Source organism: Limnomicrobium aquaticum (assembly GCF_040545545.1).
GTDB lineage: Bacteria > Pseudomonadota > Alphaproteobacteria > Rhizobiales > Rhizobiaceae > Ensifer_A > Ensifer_A aquaticum.
This window is the reverse complement of record NZ_JBEPMB010000004.1, coordinates 50,997-75,600: the sequence shown is the minus strand read 5'-3', so window position 1 is coordinate 75,600 and position 24,604 is coordinate 50,997. Positions and strand designations below refer to the sequence as shown.

Sequence of the window (24,604 nt, the reverse complement as noted above, 5' to 3'; positions counted from 1 at the left end):
CCGGCTAACCCCGTGAAACTATTGCCAATTGACTCAGATTTCGCGGGTCAAGGACCCAATTCCCCCTGAATTTCGCCGTCGCTGTAGCATAGGATGTCAGGACTCGCAACACGCCTTTGGGAGGGAAAGGACAGATAAAGACATGATTCGGCAAATTTCTGCGCCACTCTTTGAAGCGGCGCCGAAAGATCAGAAATAACCGAAAACATGACCGAGAAAGATCGCAGCACCCGCAATGGTCACCAGAAGCGCGATCACCTGGAAAACGTATCTTCCGGTTTCGAAAATCAGCGAAAGTATACGTCCGAAGATTGACAGCGCCAGCGCCGAACCGAGCGCCAGTTCGCACATCGGATTGCCAGCCAGCAACGTCACCCCACCCGCCCCGATCAGCATGCCGCCGAGCGCGCGTACAGAGGCGATCACACGGCTGCGCCCCTCACCGATCGAAAGCCCGGCAAGCATCATCATGAGACCCGGCCCGAACATGCAGACCGCGCCGAGGCCGGCGGTGACAGCCGCAGCCACGAAGACAATGTAGGCCGAGCGGTCTTCCGGCATCGCGAAGCCGATATCGCCCGTCCAGACGTCGAAGAGCCAGTAGAGCCCCGCTGCAGCGAGAGCGGCCTGAAGGAGCAGAAACAGAAAATTGAAGAGCCCGTTCGAGCGGTCGGACGCCGACATCATGGAAAGCAGCCGGCCGAAAGCGGCGAGCGCCCAGGCAGAGCCAATCATCACATAGATGACCGGCTGGTCGAAGAGGAAACCGGCTAGACCCAGACCGGCCAGAAAGGCACCGATCGGACGAAGTTCGCCGACCGCCCCCTCGCGGCCTTCGCGCGCGGCAAAGCCCCACCATGCGCCAATCTGTCGCGCCAGAACCATGAGCGCAAGACCCAGCAGAAGCGTCAGCACCGCAGACGCCATAGCCGCCTGCGCACCCGGTGCGCTGGGAATAGGTGGGATTGTCAGTTCCATGATCCGCCCTTCGATCAATCCGCCATCACACGGAAGGCATTCACAAAATCGAGCGGACCTTATGGCACAAGCTTTTCAGCGCCGAAATCACCGCGTGCGTGTTTGCGCACAGGATTCTCCGCAATGCGGGAGGCAATTTCATTCAAGACGCATGAGCCTGGTATCCGATAGTTTGTTTCAACATGTTGGAGGTGCTGCCCATGAGATCGAGAAAAACCTTTACGCTTGTCTTCGCCGGTTCGACGCTTTTAACCGTCGCTGCCTACGCAACTCCGGGACCGCAGAGAATGGTCGCGCCGAAGCTTTACGGGCTGACGGAGATCGCGGACGGTGTCTATACAGACGATCCGTCGAAGGCGGCTCAGGAAATGCTGCTGATCAGCCAGGCCAATGCAAAAGTGAAGGCCTTCTTCGGCGCGCTGGAGACCACGCCCCGCTACGTGCTGTGCACGACGATGATGTGCGAAAAAGCCTTCGGCAAGAACAACCGCATCGCCGTCACCTATGGATGGCATGCCATCCACCTGCCACCGCGCGGCGCCAACGATCCTCATCTCGGCCAGATCCTGCTCACCCATGAGCGTGTTCATTCCGAACTGCACAAGCGATGGGGCGCGAGCGAACTCTGGGATGCCAAGTTTCCCACATGGTTCGACGAGGGACTTGCCAGTTATTTGTCCGGCGACGACCGCCTGCGCCTCGACTATTCCGACAAGGATATCCAATGGATCAGCCATGCGCGCCGGATTTACAGCTGGGGCTCGTTTATCCAGGAGCGTGGCTGGGCCGATGCCTATGGCGCAGCAACTGCCTATGTCACCCGCATCCAGGCCAAGGCTGGTGAGAAAGGTCTCCACGAACTCATCGACCGGACGATCAAGGGCGAGGATTTCGACGCGGTTCTGGCAGACCTGATGCGGGACAACAGGTCCTGAGAGAGCCGCTCAAAGGAAACTCTGCGGGTCGATATCGACCTGCACATGCAGCGAACCCCGCTCCTTCGGCCCCGCCGCCAGCATGGCCTTGAGGAAGCCCTGCATATCCGAGGTCCGCTGGCCATGCACCAACAACCGGAAGCGGTAGCGCCCGCGCACCAGCGCGAGCGGCGCTTCAGCCGGCCCTAGCACCGTGATGCCCGCAGCCTGCGGCGCGGCATTGCGCAGCGCCCGCGCATGCACCTCCGCCGAATGCCGGTCGTCGGCCGAAATGATGATCGAGGCGAGGCGTCCGAAGGGTGGGAGGTTCGCCTTTTCGCGCTCCGAGATTTCGCGGTCGTAGAAGGCCTCCGCATCGCCCGAGACGATGGCCTGCATCACCGGATGACCCGGCTGATAGGTCTGGATGAGCCCGTGGCTCTTGAGACCAGTTCGTCCCGCACGGCCAGTCACCTGATGCAGAAGCTGGAAGGTCCGCTCCGCCGCGCGCGGGTCGCCGTTCGCCAGGCCCAGATCCGCATCGACAATGCCGACCAGCGTCATCAGCGGAAAGTTATGCCCCTTCGCGACCAGCTGCGTGCCGATGACGATATCCGCCTCGCCCTTGGCAATCGCCTCCAGCTCCAGCCTCAGCCGCTTCACCCCGCCGGCCATGTCGGAGGAGAGCACGATGGTGCGCGCATCCGGGAAATGGCTCACCACCTCTTCCGCGATGCGCTCCACCCCCGGCCCGCAGGCCACGAGATGATCGAGCGTCCCACATTCCGGGCAGGCCTCCGGCGTCTTTTCCTGATAACCGCATTGGTGGCACTGGATGACGCCGCGAAAGCGATGTTCCACCAGCCAGCTTGAACATTGCGGGCACTGGAAGCGATGGCCGCAGACCCGGCAAAGCGTCAACGGCGCATAGCCGCGCCGGTTGAGGAAGAGCAGCGACTGCTCGCCTTTCTTCAGCGTCGCATCGACGCCGCGCAGCATGAGAGGCGAGAGGAACCCGCCCCGCGCCGGCGCATGCCGCCGCATATCCACCAACCTGAGATCCGGCATGGCCGCATCGCCGAAACGGGTCGGCAGATGGATGGCCTGATAGCGGCCCTGCATGGCATTGACCTGGCTTTCGACCGACGGTGTCGCCGAGACGAGCACGGTCGGAAAATCGCCGATCCGCGCCCTGACCACCGCCATGTCGCGGGCATTGTAGAAGACGCGATCCTCCTGCTTGTAGGCAGGGTCATGCTCTTCATCGACCACGATCAGGCCAAGCTCGGCAAAGGGCAGGAACAGCGCCGAACGCGCGCCGGCCACGACCCGCACCTCGCCCGTCACCACCTGCCGCCAGACCTTTTCGCGGGTGCGCGGTGCAAGATCGGAATGCCACTCCGCCGGCTTCGAGCCGAAACGATCCTGAAACCGCTCGAGAAAACTCGCCGTCAGCGCGATTTCCGGCAGCAGGATCAGCACCTGCTTGCCGCGCTTCAACGCCTCGGCGACTGCCTCGAAATAGACCTCCGTCTTGCCGGAACCCGTGACGCCATCGATCAGCGAGACGGAAAACTTGCCCTTGTCCACGGTCTTGATCAGAACGCGCGCCGCATCCTTCTGCACGCCCTCCAGCCGGTCGGCGACATAATCGGGATCGGGCGGCGCAACGACGGGCGGTGGTGGCAGGAAGACGGTCTCGAACGCGCCTTGAGCGATCATCCCGTCCACGACGCTCGCCGACACGCCCGCCGCATGGACCAGCCCCAGCCGCGTCCAGGCAAAGCCATCGGAGGCCAGTTCGATCACCCGCGCCCGCGCAGGCGTCATCCGCTCCAGCTCGCTCTTCACCAGCCGAAGGCCCTCGACCATCGGTTCCGGATCGAAGGCCGTTGGCGCGCGCAACGCCATGCGCGCAACATACCCCGGCGGCGTCAGCGTATAGGCTGCTACCCAGTCGAGAAAGACGCGCATGTCGTCTGCCAGAGGCGGACAATCGAACACGTGCTCGATCGGCCGCAGCTTCTTCGGATCGACAGACCCTCCCTCGCCCCGCTCGTCCCAGACAACGCCGATCACCTTGCGCGGCCCCAGCGGCACGACAACGATGGAACCCGGCACGACATGCACGTTCTCGGGAACAGTATAGGAATAAGGCCCCGGTGCCGGCATCGGCACGAGCACCGGCACCGCGCGCACCGTTTGGCGCGCCGGTTCTGGCCCAGGATCAGGCAGTTCGAACAATGCGGGCGAATCCGTCTTCATCGCGCGGACCATGCCTCAAGCTCTGCCCAAAGAAAACCGGAAAGCGCATGGAGGAGAGGAACAGCCCTTCGTGATTCTCGAGTGCCGCCATGGACGCGCCGCGCCATCCGCGATAGGCGAATGCGGGAAGCGGAGGACAGCATGTCGAGTCAGATCAGGGGTATCATGTTGATGGCAACGGGTTCGGCCATCATTCCGGTCGCCGACGGCATCGCCAAGGTTCTCTCGGAAAACCATTCAGCCCTGCTGGTGAGCTCCGGCCGCTATTTCGCCGCCTCGATCCTGCTCCTGCCCATCGCCTTCCTGCGCCATGGCCGCAGCGCATTGCCGCCGCGCCACCGGCTCAAGCCGCATATTGTCCGCACGATCCTGATGGTGACGGCGATGACTCTGTTCTACCTCTCCATTGTCACCATCGATCTGGCGACCGCCGTTGCCGCCTTTTTCATCGGACCTGTCGTGGCAAGCGTTACGGCCGTCTTCCTGCTGGGGGAGAAGATGACACCGTCAAAGATTGCCGCACTGGTGCTCGGCTTCGCCGGCGCGATCATCATCGCAAAGCCCGGAACCGCCATCTCGCCAGGCGTCCTGCTCGCACTGGCATCCGGCGTCTGCTACGGTTTCTATCTGGTCTCGACACGGCTTGCCTCGGGCGAAACGACACCGCTGCAAGCCCTCGTCTTTCAGAATGTGTTCGGAACGCTGCTCCTCCTGCCGCAGGGCATCATAACCTGGTCCGCGCCATCCGGCTCCGATCTCCTCCTCTTGCTCGCCATGGGGCTGATCTCGCTGCTGTGCCACACGCTGACAATCAACGCCTTCCGCCATGCGGATGCCACCACGCTTGCGCCGCTTTCCTATGTAGAACTGCTGACGGCGGCAACGCTCGGCTATGTCTGGTTTGGCCAGTCGCCGGAGCTGAATGTCTGGATCGGCGCCGCCTTCGTCGCCTCGGCGGGTCTCGTGCTGATCTTCACGCGAAGAAACGCCGCGTTAGCGAAAAGCTAACCATGCGGGCGGACAATGCGCGGGCAAGAGGGCTGCCCGCGTGAACGAACTTCTCATCATTTCCGACGACAAATTGACGAGGCTGAGGCAGGACTGGCTGGCCTCCATTGCCGGCGAACGGAGGCTGTCACCCAAGACGGTCAAGGCCTATGAGCGCGACACGCGCCAGTTCCTCAACTTTCTCACCGGCCATGCCGGCGGACCGGCAAAGTTGTCCGACGTCGCGAGCCTGCGCCCCGCCGACCTGCGCGGTTTCCTGGCCTCCCGACGCAATGATGGCGCGGGCGCGCGCACCCTCGGGCGCGGCCTCGCCGGCATCCGCTCCTTCCTGCGCTATCTGGAAAAGCAGGGGCTGGCCAATGCCACCGGCGCGCGCGCCGTGCGCTCCCCCAAGCAGCCGAAATCGCTGCCCAAACCGCTGGCCGCGAGCCAGGCGCTCAACGTCATCGAAGCGGATTCCCAGCTCGCGGAAGAACCATGGATCGCCGCGCGCAACGCCGCCGTGCTGACGCTGCTCTATGGCTCCGGCCTGCGCATCTCGGAAGGCCTGTCGCTGACGCCGAACGATCTACTGCCGGGCACAAAAACGCTGCGCATCACCGGCAAGGGCGGCAAGACACGCATGGTGCCGCTTCTGCCCGCCGCCATGCAAGCGGTCGACCTCTATCGCAAGCTCTGCCCCTATCACGTCAAGCCCGACGAGCCGATCTTTCGCGGCGCCAAGGGCGGGCCGCTGCAACAGGCGATCATCCAACGCGAAATGGTCAAGATGCGCTCCGCACTCGGTCTACCGGAAACGGCAACGCCGCATGCGCTGCGACACTCCTTCGCCACGCACCTGCTCGCCGGCGGCGGCGATCTGCGTTCGATCCAGGAGTTGCTCGGCCATTCCAGCCTCTCGACGACACAGGTCTATACCGCCGTCGATACGAACAGGCTGCTCGATATCTACGACCGGGCACATCCGAGGGCGTAGGGGCAATTCCAGCGAAAGTGGACGCCGGTTTCGCGTTCGGAATTGCTTATGGATAAGCGGCGAGATTAACCAATCCGGTTAAGGATTCTTGAGCGGTCGCACGGCTATGGTCGCAGGACAACCATTTCAGGAATCTCCGCATGAAGACCCGTCTGCGCCCCGCCCAAAGCCGAAGCTTTTCGTTCGGAAATGCCGGGCTGTGGCTGATCGCCGGCCTGCACACGCTGGCAGCACTCTCGCTGGTCTTCGTTCTCGGCTGGATTTCTCCGGCCAAGGCAGCGGAAGACCTGAGCTGCGGCGGCAAGAACATCCTCGCTGATCTCAAAAAGGAAGACCCGAAGGGTTTCGCAGAGATCGAGAAGGATACGGCGAAGCTCAAGAACGGCGAGTCGATCTTCTGGAAGATCGAGAAGCCCGGCATCGCCCCGTCCTACCTGCTTGGCACCATCCATCTCTCCGACCCGCGCGTTATCAATCTGCCGACCGAAGCCGCGCAGGACTTCAAGACGGCACAGGCCGTCATCGTCGAATCCGACGAGATCGCCGACAAGAACGCCGCCAGCATGAAGCTTCTGGCGCGCCCCGATCTCTCGATGTTTACCGATAGCACGACGATAAACGATTTTCTGAACCCGGCCCAGAAGGCACTGCTGGAAAAGCAGTTGGCCGAACGCGGCATTCCGCTTGCCGCCGTTATCAAGATGAAGCCCTGGGTGCTCTCCACGTTCGTGGCGCTGCCGACCTGCGAACTGGCCCGCAAGGGTGCTGGCGCCGACTTTCTGGATGAGAAGCTGACCAAGGATGCGATTGCAGCCGGCAAGAAGGTGGTCGGTCTCGAAACGCTGACCGAGCAGCTCGAAGCCATGGCTTCGGTGTCCATGAAGACGCATGTCTCCGGCCTGATCGGCGTACTGAAAGACCCGCAGCGGACCAAGGACCTGATGGAAACGATGATCGAGCTTTACGCCTCGGGCAAGCCGGCGATGATCGGCCCCTTGAGCGAATATGTCGGCAAGCTCGACGCCGACAGCGCCGATATGGCCGAGTTCGAGAAGAAAATGATCACGGTGCGAAACCACCACATGGCTGACCGCGCCGAAGCGACCCTCAATAAAGGCAATGCCTTCATGGCCGTCGGCGCGCTGCACCTGCCGGGCGATGAAGGACTGGTCTCGCTGCTGCAGCAGAGAGGCTTCACCGTGACCCCGGTGACGGTCGCCGTCAACTGAAGGCTTCCGCGATCCCACTAAGGCTCTGCCGCACGATCAAAACGTGAAATGGCGTGATGAGAAAGATATAGAGCTTTCCGAACCAGTGCTTGCGCTTGACAAGAGTGGTCAGCGAGAGGTCCGTTCCCGAAGCCTCCGGCACGGCCTCGACAACGATGCGAAAATCGAGATGCCAGTCGTTGAAGCCGAGGACGAGCTTCTCCGGCGTTTCGCTGACGATGGGAAAGCCGCCAATACTCTGACCGCCATTGGCCCCCGCGCCCGGCCCCGCGCCTTTCAGCCCGACAAAGCCGACGATGAAATTCCTGAGCCGCATCAGTGCTGCGACCCAGCCGGGCATCGCATCGCCGAGCGCGATGACTGCTGCATCCGCAGCCCTTACGTCGCGACGCGCCACCGAAACGCTTTGGCGATCCACCCAATCAGCACCGGGTAGATCGCTCTCTGAAAGAACCATTGCGGCTCCGTCCCTCAAGCCTTCACGCCCTTGGTCATGCGGTCGAGCACATCGGTCTTGAAGTAGAACTTCTGCACCAGCGCGCCCGCCACATGCAGGGCGATCAAGGCCCAAAGGATGATCTTCAGGACATCTGCATGAATGTCGCCAGCCAGCTTCTGGCCGAAATAGTACTTGCCCATGCCGGTCAGCGGCAGGGCAATCATCAGCAGATAGAGCAAGACGTGCGTCGCAGTTGCAACCAGCTTCAGCACCGGCGGCTCTTCGGACGGCAGGTCCGGCACGCCCTGAACGAAACGAAGTCCGAGGCGGATCACCACCAGAACGAGGATCGCAATGCCGACATAGGCGTGGATATTGGCCGAGGACACCATCTCCGGCGTGATCTCCAGACCTTTGCGCACCGCGCGGTTCCAGGTCTCCATGCCTTCGGTGAAGATCAGGTTGAAGAGGATGAGCAGCGCCATGCCCCAATGCAGGGCGCGCTGCGGGATGGAATAGTTCAAGGGTTTCATTGTCTTGCCTTCTCGCAAATGAACATAAGCCCGCGCTAAAGACAAAAACAGAAAGCGCCCTGCGTCGCAAGGCGCTTTCTAGAATGATTATAAAAACTTCATGTCCGGATTTGACGAAGGCCAGTTCCGGATCAGTCTCACATGTGGATCGGCTTGAAGAAGGTCGCAAGGGCTGCTTCCTTCACGGCTTCCGACATGGTCGGATGCGCATGGCAGGTGCGGCCGAGATCTTCCGACGAGCCGCCGAATTCCATCAGAACGGCTGCCTCGTGGATCATCTCGCCGGCACCGAAGCCGATGATGTGAACGCCCAGAACGCGGTCGGTCTCCTTGTCCGCCAGAACCTTGACGAAACCATCCGTTGCCAGCATCGCGCGTGCGCGGCCATTGGCCGTGAAGGGGAACTTGCCGACCTTGTAGGCAGCGCCTGCGGCCTTCAGCTCCTCTTCCGTCTTGCCGACGGAGGCGACTTCCGGCTGCGTGTAGACAACGCCCGGAATGACGTCATAGTTCACATGGCCGGCTTGTCCTGCGAGGATTTCGGCCAGCGCCACGCCCTCGTCTTCCGCCTTGTGGGCGAGCATCGGGCCCTTGACCACATCGCCGATGGCATAGATGCCGGCGACATTGGTGCGGTAGTGATGATCGATCTCGACGCGGCCGCGATTGTCCAGAACAACGCCAGCCTCCGCGAGGCCCAGGCCTTCGGTGTAAGGCTTGCGGCCAGTGGCAACCAGCACGACATCGGCGTCGAGAACGGTCTTGTCGCCGCCCTTCACGGGTTCGAACGTGACCTTCGCGCCCTTATCCGCCTTCTCCACGCCCGTCACCTTCGCGCCGAGATGGAATTCCATGCCCTGCTTGGCGAGCATGCGCTGGAACTGCTTGGACACTTCGCCGTCCATGCCGCCGAGGATGTTGTCGAGATATTCGACGACCGTGACCTTGGCGCCGAGACGCGACCAGACCGAGCCGAGCTCAAGCCCGATGACGCCGCCGCCGACCACGACCATCTTTTCCGGAACCTTGGTGAGCGCAATGCCGCCGGTCGAAGACACAATGACCGTCTCGTCGATATCGACCTTGACGCCCGGAATACCGGCAACGTCCGAACCGGTCGCGATGACGATGTTCTTCGCCTCAAGCGTGGTGACTTCGCCCTTGTCGTTGGTGACGGACACCTTGCCCGCGCCCTCGACCTTGCCCGTGCCGTGGAACGTGTCGATCTTGTTCTTCTTGAACAGGAACTGCACGCCATCGACGTTGGACTTCACGGTGGCGTCCTTGTGCGCCATCATCTTTTCAAGGTTCAGCTTGGGTGCCGAGACCTCGACGCCGAGTTCGGCAATGCCATGCGCCGTATGCGCGAAGACTTCCGAAGCATGCAGCAGCGCCTTGGACGGAATGCAGCCGATGTTCAGGCAGGTGCCGCCATAGGTGGCGCGCTTTTCGATGACGGCGGTCTTGAGGCCGAGCTGGGCGGCCTTGATTGCGCAGACATAGCCGCCGGGGCCGGTGCCGATCACGATCACATCATAGGACATTTCGATTTCCTTCCTTCCGACCGGTGGCCTTACCTGCCACCGGAGACATTGAGTATCGCCCCCGTCACGTAGGACGCTTCGGGAGACAGGAGATAGAGAATGGCGTCCGCCACTTCGTCGGGCTCACCCGCGCGCTTCATCGGTATCGACGCGGCCAGGTCGCGCACCCGGTCCGGCAGACCGCCGGAGGCGTGGATATCGGTGTCTATGATGCCGGGCCGCACCGCGTTGACGCGGATGCCTTCATCCGCCACTTCGCGCGCCAGCCCGATTGTCAGGGTATCGATGGCACCCTTCGAGGCAGCGTAATCGACATACTGGTTCGGCGAGCCGATGACGGTCGCCATGGAGGAGATGTTGACGATCACGCCGCCATTGCCGCCGTGACGCGTCGACATGCGCTTGACCGATTCCGATGCAATGCGAATCGCGCCGATGCAATTGACGGCGAACATCCGCTCCAGCCGCTCGCGGCTCATCTCATCGACGCGGGCCGGCTGATCGACAATGCCGGCATTGTTGACGAGGCCGTCGAGCCGCCCGAAGGCCGTATCGATGACGGAGAAGATCGCTGCAATGTCGTCTTCGCGCGACACATCCCCCTGCACGGCGACCGCCGAACCGCCGGTTTCATTGATGACGCTGGCAATCGCTTCGGCGGCGTCCCGGTCGCGCGCATAGTTGACGACAACGGCCCAGCCCTTTTCGGCGGCCTTCAAGGCGACGCTTGCGCCGATGCCGCGACTGCCGCCGGTCACGAGAAGAACAGGCCGCTCGGTCATTTCGTGCACTCCTTGAAGTCCAGCACGTCCCAAGGGGCAAGCTTGGGCTTGTCTTTGCCGAAGCCCTCAAACTGATCAATGGCAAGACCGAGACCCGCAATCAGGATCTGGTCGGCGGCGTCCTTACGCTGCGCGGGCAGGATGTCGATGCGGCTACCGGAGTGGCCATAAAGGAAGCCCTGCCAGACAGTGCATTTCTTGATGTCGCTGTCGGTAACGTCGCCATCCGGGCAGTGGTAGAAGATGATGCCGTTCGAGGTGTTGACCGGCGTCGAGCCCTGGACATAACCATCCATCGACAGCTTCGTGCCCTGCACGCTCAGCTTGAAGCGATGCGTGTTGGATTCCGCATCGGTATTGACCGGCGAGAAAGCTAGCTCATAGGCATTATCGCGATCGCGATAGATCGCCTTTTCCTGGGGGCAGGCAGCAGCATGGGCAAAAGCGGGCGCAAGCCAGGTCACGATCCCCAAGACTGCCAGACCAACCCGCCGCATGACATCAGCCCGCCTTTTCGGTCGCAAGCTTGAGGCCGAAGGCGATGAAGACCGCGCCGCTCGCCCGGTTGATCCACTTGGATGCACGTCCAAACGCCGCACGCATCGCCGGCGTCGTCAGGAAGAACGAGACGGCAACGAACCAGGCAATCAGGCAGCTCGCCATGATGAGGCCATAGCCCAGCTTCACCGCCGCCGGCGTGTCATGCGAGACGACGGTCGAGAAGATCGACAGGAAGAAAAAGACCGGCTTGGGGTTCAGCGCATTGGCCATGAAGCCGAGCGCGAAGCCCTTGAAGGCCGACTGCGTCGCGCCCTTTTCAGCCGAAGGCACGACACCCGTGTCAAGATCGGTCGCACCGGCGCGCAGCGACTGGATGCCGATATAAATCAGATAGGCGACACCCGCCCACTTGATCACGTTGAATAGCATGATCGACTTGGAGATGATCAGCCCGAGACCAAGGATCGTGTAGGTGACGTGGAACATCAGCGCTGTGCCGATGCCAAAGCTCGTCAGGATCGCCGCCTTGCGCCCATGCACGATCGCCTGCCGCATCACCATGGCGGTATCCGCGCCGGGCACCACGATGGCGAAGGAAAAGATCGCCATCAGAGAAGCAAGTTCAATGAGATATTGGTGCGTCATGGCTTACGTCCTTAGATGAGAATACCGATGAACATCAGCACGATGCCAAGAAGCGAAAGGCCCCACGCCGCAGAGCGCGCCGGGCCTATCCCCACGATGTAAAGCGGCAGATAGACCACGCGGCCGGCGAGATAAGCGATAGCGCCGCCACTCGTCATCATACCGTTGCGATGGGCAAGTTCCACCACAAGAACGAGCGCAATGAAAAGCGGATAGCTCTCCAGGAAATTACGCAATGCGCGACCGGCACGCTGCGCCTTGACGCCCAGCACAGGCTCGCGGTCCCGTTTCAAATCGATACCGCCCGCATTGTCACTGTTCAACAAGGTCGCCTGGACCATCAGATAGACAAATCCAACGACGGTGCTCAAGAGAAGGCAGATCAGTTCGACACTCATGGGCAGCTCCGTTGAAGCAATTTCCGGAAGGCTTGAAGCCGCTTCCATCGGAAAATGCACAATAAAAAGGCCTTAGACACGTTGGCCGCCGGTCATCCCGGCGGCCGTGTTTTTTTTCGAAATCAGAGGTCGAGAACCAGACGTTCCGGATCCTCGAGGCTTTCCTTGACGCGAACGAGGAAGGTCACTGCTTCCTTGCCGTCGACGATGCGGTGATCGTAGGAGAGCGCCAGATACATCATCGGCCGGATGACGACCTGGCCGCCAATGGCGACCGGCCGCTCCTGGATCTTGTGCATGCCGAGAATGCCCGACTGCGGCGCATTCAGGATCGGCGAGGACATCAGAGAACCGTAGACGCCGCCGTTGGAGATGGTGAACGTGCCACCCTGCATGTCGGCCATCGAAAGCTGGCCGTCGCGGGCAGCCTTGCCGAGGCGGCCGATTTCCTTTTCGATTTCGGCAATCGACATCTGGTCGGCATCGCGCACGATCGGAACGACGAGACCCTTGTCGGTACCGACGGCGACGCCGATATGGGCGTAGTTCTTGTAGACGATGTCCGTGCCGTCGATCTCGGCGTTGACAGCCGGGATTTCCTTCAGGGCATGCGTCACGGCCTTGGTGAAGAAGCCCATGAAGCCGAGCTTCACGCCATGCTTCTTTTCAAAGATGTCCTTGTACTTGTTGCGCAGGTCCATGACCGCCTTCATGTCGACCTCGTTGTAGGTCGTCAGCATGGCTGCCGTATTCTGGGCGTCCTTCAGGCGGCGCGCGATCGTCTGGCGCAGGCGCGTCATCTTCACGCGCTCTTCACGGACGCCGTCAGCCTCGCTAGAGGCCGGACGGGCTGCAACCGGAGCAGCGGCAACGGGTGCAGGCGCCGAAGGACCCTTGGCGATTGCGGCCAGAACGTCACCCTTGAGAACCTGACCACGCTTGCCTGAACCGTCAACCTGATCGGCAGAGACGTTGTTCTCAGCCATCAGTTTGGCGGCAGCCGGAGCGGCCGGCATGGAAGTTGCCGCTGCGGGAGCAGCTACGGGCGCAGCAGCCGAGGCCGGGGCGGCAGCAGGCGCCGGAGCAGCAGCGGGCTTGGCGGCGGCAGCGCCCGCAGCGCCTTCCGCGATCTGACCGAGCAGACCGCCCGGCTCGACCGTATCGCCGGCCTTGGCCACGATTTCGGAGAGGACGCCGGCAGCAGGTGCCGGAACTTCCACCGTCACCTTGTCGGTTTCAAGCTCACAGAGGATTTCGTCGGCGGCGACCGTGTCACCGGCCTTCTTAAACCAGGTGCCGACGGTGGCTTCGGCAACGGATTCGCCGAGAGTGGGAACGCGGATTTCAGTGGCCATTGTCTTCAGTTCCGTTTGTCTTCAATCGAGTGAGGGCGAGCAATTGGGCGGATCAACCGCCCAATGCGTCTTCCAGGAAGGCTTCAAGCTGTGCGAGGTGCTTCGACATCAGGCCCGTTGCCGGCGAGGCAGCGGCCGGACGACCGGTGTAGCGCACGCGCTGGTACTTGGCGTCGATATGGGCGAGCACCCATTCCAGATAGGGGTCGATGAACGCCCACGAACCCATGTTCTTCGGCTCTTCCTGGCACCAGACCATTTCGGCGTTGCGGAAGCGTGAAAGCTCGTTGATCAGCGCCTTGGCCGGGAACGGATAGAGCTGCTCCAGACGCAGCAGGTAGATATCGTCGATGCCGCGCTTTTCGCGCTCTTCGAGCAGATCGTAATAGACCTTGCCCGAGCACATGACGACGCGACGGATCTTGGCATCCTTCTGGAGCTTGATCGGACCGTCCTTGATGACTTCCGCATCGTCCCACAGCAGACGGTGGAACGAGCTGTCACCCGCCATTTCCGACAACTGGGAGACCGCGCGCTTGTGGCGCAGCAACGACTTCGGCGTCATCAGGATGAGCGGCTTGCGGAAGTCGCGCTTCATCTGGCGGCGCAGGATGTGGAAATAATTTGCCGGAGTCGTGCAGTTCGCAACCTGCATGTTGTCCTCGGCGCACATCTGCAGCCAGCGCTCCAGACGGGCGGAAGAATGTTCCGGACCCTGACCTTCAAAGCCATGCGGCAGAAGGCAGACGAGACCGGACATGCGCAGCCACTTGCGTTCGCCCGACGAAATGAACTGGTCGAACACGACCTGCGCACCGTTGGCGAAGTCGCCGAACTGGGCTTCCCAGAGCGTCAGCGCATTGGGACGCGCCAGCGAGTAGCCGTATTCGAAACCGAGTACGGCTTCTTCCGAGAGCATCGAGTTGATGACCTCATAACGGGCCTGCGTCGGCGAGAGGTTGGCGAGCGGGATATAGCGCTCTTCGGTCTCCTGATCGTAGAGCACCGAGTGACGCTGCGAGAAGGTGCCGCGTTCGCAATCCTGACCGGACAGACGGATCTTGTGGCCGTCGAGGCAAAGCGAGCCGAAGGCCAGCGCTTCCGCCATTGCCCAGTCGATCCCCTCGCCCGTGTCGATCATCTTGGCGCGGTTTTCCATGAAGCGCTGGATGGTCTTGTGGGCATTGAAGCCGGACGGGATATCGGACAGCTTCTTGCCGATTTCCTTCAGCTGCTTCATCGGAACGCCGGTCTTGCCGCGACGCTGTTCGTCGGCATTGTCGGCAGCGCGCAGGCCCGACCACACGCCGTCCAGCCAATCGGCCTTGTTCGGCTTGTAGGCCTGGCCGGCCTCGAATTCCTGCTCGAGATGGGCGCGCCAGTCGGCCTTCATCTTCTCGAGTTCGCCTTCGGTGATCAGGCCTTCCGCGATCAGGCGGTCGGCATAGACCTGCACGACCGTCTTGTGGGCGCGGATTTCCTTGTACATCTTCGGCTGCGTGAAGCTCGGCTCATCGCCTTCGTTATGGCCGAAGCGGCGATAGCAGAACATGTCGATGACGACCGGCTTGTGGAACTTCATCCGGAATTCGGTCGCGATCTTCGCAGCGTAGACGACCGCTTCCGGATCGTCGCCGTTGACGTGGAAGATCGGCGCTTCAATCATCTTGGCGACGTCGGACGGATAGGGCGACGAGCGCGAATAGGCCGGGTTCGTGGTGAAGCCGATCTGGTTGTTGATGATGAAATGCATCGTGCCGGCAACGCGGTGTCCGCGCAGACCGGAGAGACCAAGAATCTCGGCCGTGACGCCCTGACCCGCAAAAGCGGCATCGCCGTGCAGCAGCAGCGGCAGAACCTTGGCGCGCTCGGACAGCGGAATGATATCGCCGTCCCAGACTTGCGCCATCTGGTCCTGCTTGGCGCGTGCCTTGCCCATGACGACCGGGTTGACGATTTCCAGGTGCGACGGGTTCGCCGTCAGCGACAGGTGAACCTTGTTGCCGTCGAACTCGCGGTCGGAAGACGCGCCGAGGTGATACTTCACGTCGCCCGAACCTTCGACGTCGTCCGGCGCGTAGGAGCCACCCTTGAACTCATGGAACACCGCACGATGCGGCTTGCCCATGACGTTGGTCAGAACGTTGAGACGGCCGCGGTGGGCCATGCCGAGCACGACTTCCTTGAGGCCGAGATTGCCGCCGCGCTTGATGATCTGCTCGAGCGCCGGGATGAGGCTTTCGCCACCGTCAAGGCCGAAACGCTTGGTGCCCTTGAAGCGCACATCGAGAAACTGCTCGTAGCCTTCGGCTTCGATCAGCTTGGACAGGATCGCCTTCTTGCCGTTCGGCGTGAACTCGACGCCCTTGTCCGGACCTTCGATGCGTTCCTGGATCCAGGCCTTGGCTTCCGGATCGGAGATATGCATGAACTCGACGCCGAGCGTCGAGCAATAGGTGCGCTGGAGAATGTCCAGCATTTCCCGGATCGTCGCGTATTCGAGACCGAGAACGTTATCGATGAAGATCTTGCGATCGTAATCGGCGGCCGTGAACCCGTAGTTCTCCGGCGAAAGTTCGTTGAAATCCTCAACGGGCGCGGCAATGCCGAGCGGGTCGAGCTTGGCATGCAGATGGCCACGCATGCGGTAGGCGCGGATCATCATGATGGCGCGCACGCTGTCGCGGGTCGATTGCAGCACGTCGGCAGTCGTGGCCGGCTTGCCTTCAGCGGCAGCCTTGGCCTCGATCTTCTTGGACACGGCCTTCTCGACCACGGCCCAGTCGCCGTCGAGCGCATTGACGATCTCGCCATTGGCAGCGATCGGCCAGTTCTTCTTCTTCCAGGAGGCACCTTCGGCCGCCTTCTTCACGTCCGCGGCGCTCTCGCCCAAGGCTGCGAAAAACTCGCGCCACTCGGCCGGAACGGAGGCCGGATCGGTCTCGTACTTTGCGTAAAGCTGTTCGATATACGCCGCATTTTGACCGTCGAGGAACGAGGTCAACTGAAACTGCTCGTTGGCGTCTTGCCTTGCCATGGTGTCATGCGGACTAAGTCCGCCTCCCGACTTGATAAAGTTCAAATGTCCGCTTTCGGTCGTCCGGACTGACGCCCGTCCCCGGCGCTGGAAAACCAGGCCGGGGACGGATATTGACCAGTGATGCGCCGCTTTTGCGGCGCAAAGAGCATCAGCCCTTGAGGACTTCAACCAGCGTCTTGCCGAGACGTGCCGGCGACGGCGAAACGCGGATGCCCGCGGCTTCCATCGCTGCAATCTTCGATTCTGCATCGCCCTTGCCGCCGGAAACGACAGCGCCGGCGTGACCCATGGTGCGGCCCTTCGGAGCCGTGCGACCGGCGATAAAGCCGGCCATCGGTTTCTTGCGGCCCTTCTTGGCTTCGTCGATGAGGAACTGTGCCGCATCTTCTTCAGCCGAACCGCCGATTTCGCCGATCATGATGATCGAAGTGGTAGCCGGATCGGCCAGGAACATCTCGAGCACGTCGATGAACTCGGTGCCCTTGACCGGGTCGCCACCGATGCCGACAGCCGTTGTCTGGCCGAGGCCTTCGTTCGACGTCTGGAACACAGCTTCATATGTAAGCGTGCCGGAGCGCGAAACAATGCCGACCGAACCCTTGCGGAAGATGGAGCCCGGCATGATGCCGATCTTGCATTCTTCCGGCGTCAGGATGCCGGGGCAATTGGGGCCGAGAAGGCGCGACTTGGACTTTTCCAGCTTCGCCTTGACGCGCACCATGTCCATGACCGGGATGCCCTCGGTGATGCAGGTGATGAACGGGATTTCGGCTTCGATCGCCTCGATGATCGCGTCCGCGGCGCCTGCCGGAGGAACGTAGATCACGGATGCGTCGGCGCCGGTCTTTTCCTTGGCCTCTGCAACCGAAGCAAAGATCGGCAGCGTTTCGCCCTTGGAGCCGGTCCAGTTGGTGCCGCCCTTGGAAGGGTGGATACCGCCGACCATCTTGGTGCTGTAATAGGCGAGCGCCTGTTCGGTGTGGAAGGAGCCGGTCTTGCCGGTCAGGCCCTGAACGAGGACCTTGGTGTCTTTGTTGACAATAATCGACATGAGTTCAGGTCCTTCTTAGCCCTTGATCGCCGCAACGATCTTCTTGGCGGCGTCATCCAGATCGTCAGCCGCCGTGATCGCCAGACCCGACTCGTTGAGGATCTTCTTGCCGAGCTCGACATTGGTGCCTTCGAGACGGACGACGAGCGGAACCTTGAGACCAACTTCCTGAACCGCAGCGACAACGCCTTCGGCGATGACGTCGCACTTCATGATGCCGCCGAAGATGTTGACGAGGATGCCCTCGACCTTCGGGTCAGCCGTAATGATCTTGAAGGCAGCAGCCACCTTCTCCTTGCCGGCGCCACCGCCGACGTCGCAGAAGTTTGCCGGCTCCTTGCCGTAAAGCTTGATGATGTCCATCGTTGCCATGGCGAGACCGGCGCCGTTGACCATGCAGCCGATATTGCCATCGAGCGCCACATAGGCGAGGTCCCACTTGGAGGCTTCGATTTCCTTGGCGTCTTCTTCCGTCTCGTCGCGCAGCGCCTTGACGTCGTCATGGCGGAACAGCGCGTTTCCGTCGAAGGAGACCTTGGCGTCGAGGACGCGCAGGTGGCCGTTCTTCATGACGATGAGCGGGTTGATTTCGAGAAGAGCCATGTCCTTCTCGGAAAACGCCTTGTAGAGGATCGGGAATAGCGACTTGGCGTCTTCAGCAGCGGCACCCGAAAGATCGAGAGCCTTGGAGATCTTCGCAACGTCATCTGCCGTCACGCCCGCTGCCGGGTCGATGGCGATCGTGTGGATCTTCTCCGGCGTGTCGTGAGCAACAGCCTCGATGTCCATGCCGCCTTCGGTCGAAACGACGAAGGCAACGCGGCCAACCGAGCGGTCAACGAGCAGCGAGCAGTAAAGCTCGCGGTCGATGTCGGCACCATCTTCGATATAGAGGCGGTTGACCTGCTTGCCGGCCGGGCCCGTCTGGGCCGTGACCAGCGTGTTGCCGAGCATTTCCTTGGCAAACGCGACAGCCTCGTCGATGGACTTGGCCAGGCGAACGCCGCCCTTGGCGTCGGGGCCGAGTTCCTTGAACTTGCCCTTGCCGCGGCCGCCGGCGTGGATCTGGCTCTTGACCACGTAAAGCGGGCCGGGAAGCGACTTCGCAGCCGCTTCGACTTCTTCGATCTTCAGAACCGGCACACCCTGGGCAACCGGTGCACCAAAGCCCTTCAGAAGGGCCTTGGCCTGATATTCATGAATGTTCATGGGAATATCCTGTAATGATTAAGAGCGAACGGCTTACTTGAGAGCCGGAGCGATGTTGATGCAGGCCTCGCAGAGACCGGCAACTGCACCGACCGACTTGTCGAAGGCCGACTTCTCGTCGCCGTTCAGTTCGATTTCGATGATGCGCTCAACGCCGCCTTCGCCGATGACAACCGGCACGCCGACATACATGTCCTTCACGCCATACTGGCCCGAAAGGTATGCGGCGCAGGGCAGAACGCGCTTCTTGTCCTTGAGGTAGGATTCAGCCATCTCGATTGCCGAAGCAGCCGGAGCGTAGAAGGCCGAGCCGGTCTTGAGCAGGCCGACGATTTCGGCGCCGCCGTCGCGGGTGCGCTGAATGATCTGCTCAAGGCGTTCAGCCGTCAGCCAGCCCATCTTGACGAGGTCAGTCAAGGGAATGCCGGCAACCGTCGAATAGCGTGCCAGCGGCACCATCGTGTCGCCATGGCCACCGAGAACGAAAGCCGTGACGTCCTGAACGGAAACGTTGAATTCCTGGGCAAGGAAGGTGCGGAAGCGGCCGGAGTCGAGAACGCCGGCCATGCCGACGACCTTGTTCTTCGGCAGGCCGGAGAACTTCTGCAGCGCCCAGACCATCGCGTCGAGCGGGTTGGTGATGCAGATGACGAAGGCGTTCGGGGCATACTTCTTGATGCCGGCGCCGACCTGTTCCATGACCTTGAGGTTGATGCCGAGAAGATCGTCGCGGCTCATGCCCGGCTTGCGGGCAACACCGGCGGTGACGATGCACACATCTGCGCCTTCGATGGCAGCGTAATCGGATGCGCCGGTCAGCGACGCATTGAAGCCTTCGACCGGACCGGACTGGGCGATGTCGAGACCCTTGCCCTGCGGAACGCCGTCAGCGATGTCGAACAGGACGATATCGCCGAGTTCCTTGAGGCTGGCGAGGTGCGCGAGCGTACCGCCGATCATGCCCGAACCGATAAGTGCAATCTTCTTGCGTGCCATGAATAAGCTTCCTTCGAGAGAACTAATCCTTCAAGGCAGGCGCGAGTTACGACCACCTTTTCGGGTGTCTCGATTAACGCTAACCGGGCAAATTGGCAAATGAAAAATTTGTGTATATATTTTTCAATCGTTTAGATGCAAAAATTCTTACGTAAACGTAAGATATTAAAAATCGATCCGATGCAAATCAGCCCGCTTTTCGCACGTATTGCGCTATGTAATCCTCGCTCTGCATCTCGAAAAGCCGCGACGCGGTTCGATCGAACTCGAAGCCTTCCGTACCACGCTTTTCTGTCAGAAGTTTTTCAGGTTCCGCCGCAGCGGAGGCAAAAAGCCGCACGCCATGATCGTAGAGCGCATCGATCAGGATAATGAACCGCTTCGTCTCATTCCGGTTCTGTGGCCCCATGAACGGAATATGCTCGACAAAGACGGTGTCGTAGCGTTCAGCGATGGCCAGAAAATCGGAGGCCCCAAGCGGCTTTTCGCAGAGATCCGAGAAGGTGAAGCGGGCGGCCCCGGCAGCGGCGGCCGGCACACGGATGGACCGCCCCTTCATCGGGATTTCCTCGACCATGACCGGCTTGCCCTCGGTCACAACCGACCAGGCCTCTTCAATCGCCGCATCGGCCTGCGCGTTCAGCGGCTGACAGAAGACGGGCAGGCGGCGCGTCTTTTCCAGACGATAATCCGTGCGCGCGTCCAGCGACATAACCCGGACGTTTTCCTTGAGCAGACCAATGAACGGCACGAAAAGCCCGCGGTTCAAACCATCGGGGTACAGATTGTCAGGCTCGACATTCGAGGTGGCGACCAGCACGCAGCCGAGGCTGAAGAGCTCGGTGAACAGACGCGACAGGATCATCGCATCGGCAATGTCGGTAACGGTGAACTCATCGAAGCAGAGCAGCATCGCCTCGTCGCGCAGCGCCTGCGCCACCGGCGGAACAGGGTCGGCCTGCTTCGTCTCGCCATTCTTCAGCTTCTGGCGATGCTTGAAGATGCGCTCATGCACATCGGCCATGAATTCATGAAAATGCGCGCGGCGTTTTTTCTGGATCGGCGCCAGCTCGAAGAACATGTCCATGAGCATGGTCTTGCCGCGCCCGACCTGCCCATAGACATAGAGCCCGTTGATCTTGTTTGCGGGCTTGCGCTTCTTGGCGAACAGCCAGCCAAGCGCGCTCGACTTGTTGGAAACGTGAACGGTTCGAAGATCGCTCAGGATCGCATCGAGCGCGTCGGCAACAGCCATCTGGGCGTTGTCCGCCTGAAGCTTCCCTGCCTCGACCAGAAGGTTGAGGCGTTCGCCGACGCTATGCGCGTAATCCGGAATCTGTTCCATGCCGTTCCTAAGCCGCGCTGGGTCAGTTCCGTTCCTGGAAACGCCTTAGCGGGTGATGCTGATCTGGGTTCCGCTGTTTGTGGAGCCCGAATACTGATTGTCCGACGTCTTGAAGAGCTTGCCGACCGGGTTCCCGGTGGAATCCATCAGGGTGACCTGCTTGCCGGAAACGTCCCAGGCCCGCATGGTCGTCAGCTCGCCGACGCACTTGCTGGTGCCGCCGCGCGACGCGTTACCGAACTTGGTGAGCGTCAGGAACATGTTGCAGCTCGTGCCGGCTGCGGAGACCTTCCAGCCGCCGACCATCTGGTCCTTCTTGATGTCCATGGCATTGGCCGGCGGTGTGCCGGCAGCGCCCGCGGAGGCGACCTGCGTCTGCGTCGGTGACTGGGGCGCTGCCGGGAACTGGCCGGGCGCCGTCGCGGGCTGGCCTGTCGGGTCGGAAAGCCCGCTCGACTGAACGCCACCGATAGGCTGCGGATTCACAGGAGCTGGTGCAATCGCTGCGGAGGGCGGAAGCTGACCAGAATCGGAGGTCCGCTCGCACCCTGCAAGGGCCGCCAGAAGAGCAATACCGGTAACGGCGTGAACGACGCGCATGACGAACTCCTTGAGCCTCAGACACCAGCGGGCAAATTACCCGAGAGCGTGATAGAAATCGCGTTACCGTAAGAGATTATGGTTAATCAAGAATAAATCATGGCGACGGGCGGGACGAGAAACAAACTCCCCCCACCCGTTGCATAAAAATCGATCAGGTGCGGCGCTCGACCATCATCTTCTTGATCTCGGCAATGGCCTTTGCCGGGTTCAGACCCTTCGGACAGGTCTGCGCGCAGTTCATGATCGTGTGGCAGCGATAGAGCCGGAAGGGATCTTCCAGATTGTCCAGACGCTCGCCGGTTGCTTCGTCGCGGCTGTCGATGAGCCAGCGATAGGCCTGCAGAAGAACCGCCGGGCCGAGATAGCGGTCGCCGTTCCACCAGTAGCTCGGGCACGATGTCGAGCAGCAGGCGCAGAGAATGCACTCATAAAGACCGTCAAGCTTCAGGCGGTCGTCATGGCTCTGCAGCCATTCCTTCGCCGGCTCCGGCGAAACCGTCTTCAGCCAGGGCTCGATCGAGCGATGCTGCGCATAGAAGTTGTTGAGGTCGGGGATCAGGTCCTTCACCACCGGCATATGCGGCAGCGGATATATCTTGATCGTGCCGTCTACGTCTTCCATGCCCTTAGTGCAGGCCAGCGTATTCGTGCCGTCGATGTTCATGGCACACGACCCGCAGATGCCTTCGCGGCAGGAGCGGCGGAAGGTCAGCGTCGGGTCGATCTTGTTCTTGATATAGATCAGACCGTCCAGCACCATCGGACCGCAATCGTCGGCGTCGATGTAATAGGTGTCGATCGAGGGGTTTTTCCCCTCGTCCGGCGACCACCGATAGATGCGATATTCGCGCAGGTTCTTCGCGCCCGCCGGCTTAGGCCAGGTCTTGCCTTCCTGGACGACAGAGTTCTTGGGGAGAGTGAGTTCAACCATGGTCCTGTCTCCTCAATACACGCGGGCCTTCGGCTCGATCTTGTGCGGATCGATGCCGTCTGCGATCAGGTCGGTGTGAACCGGGCGATAGTCGAGCTTGACGTCGCCCGCCTCGTTCACCCAGGCCAGCGTGTGCTTGCGCCAGTTGACGTCGTCGCGGCCGGCGAACGGGCCGGACGTATAGTCTTCACGAGCATGCGAACCGCGGCTTTCCTTGCGGGCTTCCGCGCCGTAAACCGTGGTGATGGCGTTGGCCATCAGGTTCTGCAGTTCCAGTGTCTCGACGAGGTCGGAATTCCAGATCAGCGAGCGGTCCGTGACCTTGATGTCCTGAAGCTCACCCTTCCAGATCGCGGAAATACGGCGGCAGCCGGATTCCAGCGCTTCCTGCGTGCGGAACACGGCAGCATCTTCCTGCATGGCGCGCTGCATCTTATCGCGCGCAACGGCCGTCGGCGTCGAACCGGAGGCGAAGCGGACGCGGTCGAAGCGTTCCATGATCTTGTCGCAGGCGGCCTTGTTGAGCGCCGGGATCGGCTCGCTCTTGTCGATGACCTGACCGGCGCGGATGGCGGCGGCACGGCCGAAGACCACAAGGTCGATCAGCGAGTTGGAGCCAAGGCGGTTGGCGCCGTGCACCGAAGCGCAGCCGGCTTCGCCGACAGCCATCAGGCCGGGTGCGATGCGTTCCGGGTTGTTGGCGTCGGCGTTCAGCACTTCGCCCCAATAGTTCGTCGGAATGCCGCCCATGTTGTAGTGAACGGTCGGCAGAACCGGGATCGGCTCGCGCGTCACATCGACGCCGGCGAAGATCTTGGCGCTCTCGGAAATGCCCGGCAGGCGCTCATGCAGAACGGCCGGATCGAGATGGTCGAGATGCAGGTAGATATGATCCTTGTTCTTGCCGACGCCGCGGCCTTCGCGGATTTCCATCGTCATGCAGCGCGAGACGACGTCGCGCGAGGCAAGATCCTTGGCGGACGGCGCATAGCGCTCCATGAAGCGCTCGCCTTCGGAGTTGACGAGATAGCCGCCCTCGCCGCGCGCACCTTCCGTAATCAGACAGCCGGCACCGTAGATGCCAGTCGGATGGAACTGCACGAATTCCATGTCCTGCAGCGGCAGGCCGGCGCGGGCAATCATGCCACCGCCGTCGCCCGTGCAGGTATGCGCGGAGGTTGCCGAGAAATAGGCGCGGCCATAGCCGCCGGTCGCCAGAACCACCATCTTGGCGGCGAAACGATGGATCGTGCCGTCATCAAGGTTCCAGGCGACAACGCCGGTGCAGCGGCCGTCGGCTTCCATGATGAGGTCGAGCGCGAAATATTCGATGAAGAACTGCGCATTGTTCTTGAGCGACTGGCCATAAAGCGTGTGCAGAATGGCGTGGCCGGTGCGGTCGGCGGCAGCGCAGGTGCGCTGCACCGGCGGGCCTTCGCCGTAGTTCTGCATGTGGCCGCCGAACGGGCGCTGGTAGATCTTGCCTTCCTCGTTTCGCGAGAAGGGCACGCCGTAGTGCTCGAGCTCATAGACCGCCTTCGGCGCTTCCATGGCGAGATACTGCATAGCGTCGACGTCGCCGAGCCAGTCGGACCCCTTTACGGTGTCGTAAAGGTGCCACTGCCAGCTGTCCGGCGTCATGTTCTGTAGGCTGGCGGCAATACCGCCCTGTGCCGCAACCGTGTGCGAACGGGTCGGGAAGACCTTGGTGATGCAGGCGGTCTTGAGGCCCTGTTCGGCCATGCCGAGCGTGGCGCGAAGACCGGCACCGCCGGCGCCGACGACGATCACGTCGAAGGAATGGTCGACATAGGTATAGGCTTTGCCGTTAGCGGCGAGAGAAGCGTTCGTTGCCATGTTTT

The 24,604-nt window shown here is 61.5% G+C and carries 22 protein-coding genes; 4 read left to right on the top strand and 18 right to left on the bottom strand.

The features are described 5' to 3' along the window. Positions 1-189: 189 nt before the first annotated feature. Positions 190-978 carry a hypothetical protein gene (locus ABID16_RS13920; RefSeq protein WP_354556959.1) on the bottom strand — a complete coding sequence of 263 codons (789 nt, stop codon included), beginning with the start codon at positions 976-978 and terminating at the stop codon, positions 190-192. A 200-nt stretch (positions 979-1,178) separates the two neighbouring features. On the opposite strand from ABID16_RS13920, the gene ABID16_RS13915 reads away from it, so the two are divergent. Continuing rightward, the gene (locus ABID16_RS13915) at positions 1,179-1,913 is read left to right on the top strand and encodes a hypothetical protein (protein ID WP_354556958.1); all 735 of its coding nucleotides are present in this window, start codon (positions 1,179-1,181) and stop codon (positions 1,911-1,913) included. Between the two features lie 9 nt (positions 1,914-1,922). Here the strand turns inward: ABID16_RS13915 and ABID16_RS13910 are convergent, their stop codons facing one another. Continuing rightward, positions 1,923-4,157 carry a primosomal protein N' gene (locus ABID16_RS13910; protein ID WP_354557241.1) on the bottom strand — a complete coding sequence of 745 codons (2,235 nt, stop codon included), beginning with the start codon at positions 4,155-4,157 and terminating at the stop codon, positions 1,923-1,925. A 141-nt stretch (positions 4,158-4,298) separates the two neighbouring features. Here ABID16_RS13910 and ABID16_RS13905 point away from each other — a divergent pair, with 141 nt between their 5' ends. From ABID16_RS13905 to ABID16_RS13895, 3 genes are all read left to right on the top strand, one after another. Next, the gene (locus ABID16_RS13905) at positions 4,299-5,165 is read left to right on the top strand and encodes a DMT family transporter (protein WP_354556957.1); all 867 of its coding nucleotides are present in this window, start codon (positions 4,299-4,301) and stop codon (positions 5,163-5,165) included. A gap of 40 nt (positions 5,166-5,205) precedes the next feature. Further along, on the top strand, positions 5,206-6,141 hold the full coding sequence (locus ABID16_RS13900) for a tyrosine recombinase XerC (RefSeq protein WP_354556956.1): 936 nt from the start codon (positions 5,206-5,208) through the stop codon (positions 6,139-6,141). Between the two features lie 140 nt (positions 6,142-6,281). Next, on the top strand, positions 6,282-7,370 hold the full coding sequence (locus tag ABID16_RS13895; RefSeq protein WP_354556955.1) for a TraB/GumN family protein: 1,089 nt from the start codon (positions 6,282-6,284) through the stop codon (positions 7,368-7,370). Here the strand turns inward: ABID16_RS13895 and ABID16_RS13890 are convergent. The 16 genes from ABID16_RS13890 to sdhA all read right to left on the bottom strand — a co-directional run bounded on the left by ABID16_RS13890 (position 7,363) and on the right by sdhA (position 24,599). After that, positions 7,363-7,827: a DUF2867 domain-containing protein gene (locus ABID16_RS13890; RefSeq protein WP_354556954.1), complete on the bottom strand. Its 465-nt coding sequence runs from the start codon at positions 7,825-7,827 to the stop codon at positions 7,363-7,365. The genes ABID16_RS13895 and ABID16_RS13890 overlap by 8 nt on opposite strands. 14 nt (positions 7,828-7,841) lie before the next feature. Next, positions 7,842-8,342: a cytochrome b gene (locus ABID16_RS13885; RefSeq protein WP_354556953.1), complete on the bottom strand. Its 501-nt coding sequence runs from the start codon at positions 8,340-8,342 to the stop codon at positions 7,842-7,844. Between the two features lie 137 nt (positions 8,343-8,479). Next, positions 8,480-9,886: a dihydrolipoyl dehydrogenase gene (gene lpdA / locus ABID16_RS13880; RefSeq protein WP_354556952.1), complete on the bottom strand. Its 1,407-nt coding sequence runs from the start codon at positions 9,884-9,886 to the stop codon at positions 8,480-8,482. Between the two features lie 29 nt (positions 9,887-9,915). Further along, positions 9,916-10,668, bottom strand: coding sequence for a glucose 1-dehydrogenase (locus ABID16_RS13875; RefSeq protein WP_354556951.1), 753 nt, complete (start codon positions 10,666-10,668; stop codon positions 9,916-9,918). Beyond that, a complete protein-coding gene (locus ABID16_RS13870) occupies positions 10,665-11,165 on the bottom strand; it encodes a hypothetical protein (RefSeq protein WP_354556950.1) in 501 nt (166 codons plus the stop codon). Before ABID16_RS13870 ends, ABID16_RS13875 begins: the two co-directional genes overlap by 4 nt. Before the next feature lie 4 nt (positions 11,166-11,169). Next, the gene (locus tag ABID16_RS13865) at positions 11,170-11,814 is read right to left on the bottom strand and encodes a LysE family transporter (RefSeq protein ID WP_354556949.1); all 645 of its coding nucleotides are present in this window, start codon (positions 11,812-11,814) and stop codon (positions 11,170-11,172) included. A gap of 11 nt (positions 11,815-11,825) precedes the next feature. After that, the gene (locus ABID16_RS13860; protein WP_354556948.1) at positions 11,826-12,212 is read right to left on the bottom strand and encodes an MAPEG family protein; all 387 of its coding nucleotides are present in this window, start codon (positions 12,210-12,212) and stop codon (positions 11,826-11,828) included. Between the two features lie 122 nt (positions 12,213-12,334). Beyond that, on the bottom strand, positions 12,335-13,567 hold the full coding sequence (odhB, locus tag ABID16_RS13855) for a 2-oxoglutarate dehydrogenase complex dihydrolipoyllysine-residue succinyltransferase (RefSeq protein ID WP_354556947.1): 1,233 nt from the start codon (positions 13,565-13,567) through the stop codon (positions 12,335-12,337). A gap of 52 nt (positions 13,568-13,619) precedes the next feature. Continuing rightward, positions 13,620-16,604, bottom strand: a complete 2,985-nt coding sequence (locus ABID16_RS13850; protein WP_354556946.1) for a 2-oxoglutarate dehydrogenase E1 component — start codon at positions 16,602-16,604, stop codon at positions 13,620-13,622. A gap of 151 nt (positions 16,605-16,755) precedes the next feature. Beyond that, positions 16,756-17,658: a succinate--CoA ligase subunit alpha gene (gene sucD / locus ABID16_RS13845; protein WP_354556945.1), complete on the bottom strand. Its 903-nt coding sequence runs from the start codon at positions 17,656-17,658 to the stop codon at positions 16,756-16,758. Positions 17,659-17,673: 15 nt separating this feature from the next. Continuing rightward, positions 17,674-18,867 carry an ADP-forming succinate--CoA ligase subunit beta gene (gene sucC / locus ABID16_RS13840; RefSeq protein WP_354556944.1) on the bottom strand — a complete coding sequence of 398 codons (1,194 nt, stop codon included), beginning with the start codon at positions 18,865-18,867 and terminating at the stop codon, positions 17,674-17,676. Between the two features lie 33 nt (positions 18,868-18,900). Then, entirely contained in the window at positions 18,901-19,863 is a 963-nt protein-coding gene (gene mdh / locus ABID16_RS13835; RefSeq protein WP_354556943.1) for a malate dehydrogenase, read from the bottom strand. A 187-nt stretch (positions 19,864-20,050) separates the two neighbouring features. Then, the gene (zapE, locus tag ABID16_RS13830) at positions 20,051-21,208 is read right to left on the bottom strand and encodes a cell division protein ZapE (RefSeq protein WP_354556942.1); all 1,158 of its coding nucleotides are present in this window, start codon (positions 21,206-21,208) and stop codon (positions 20,051-20,053) included. Between the two features lie 45 nt (positions 21,209-21,253). Further along, on the bottom strand, positions 21,254-21,808 hold the full coding sequence (locus tag ABID16_RS13825; RefSeq protein WP_354556941.1) for a protease inhibitor Inh/omp19 family protein: 555 nt from the start codon (positions 21,806-21,808) through the stop codon (positions 21,254-21,256). Between the two features lie 154 nt (positions 21,809-21,962). Further along, a complete protein-coding gene (locus tag ABID16_RS13820; protein ID WP_109856595.1) occupies positions 21,963-22,742 on the bottom strand; it encodes a succinate dehydrogenase iron-sulfur subunit in 780 nt (259 codons plus the stop codon). Positions 22,743-22,754: 12 nt separating this feature from the next. Beyond that, complete coding sequence (sdhA, locus tag ABID16_RS13815; protein WP_354556940.1) at positions 22,755-24,599, bottom strand: succinate dehydrogenase flavoprotein subunit; 1,845 nt, start codon at positions 24,597-24,599, stop codon at positions 22,755-22,757. Between the last annotated feature and the right edge of the window lie 5 nt (positions 24,600-24,604).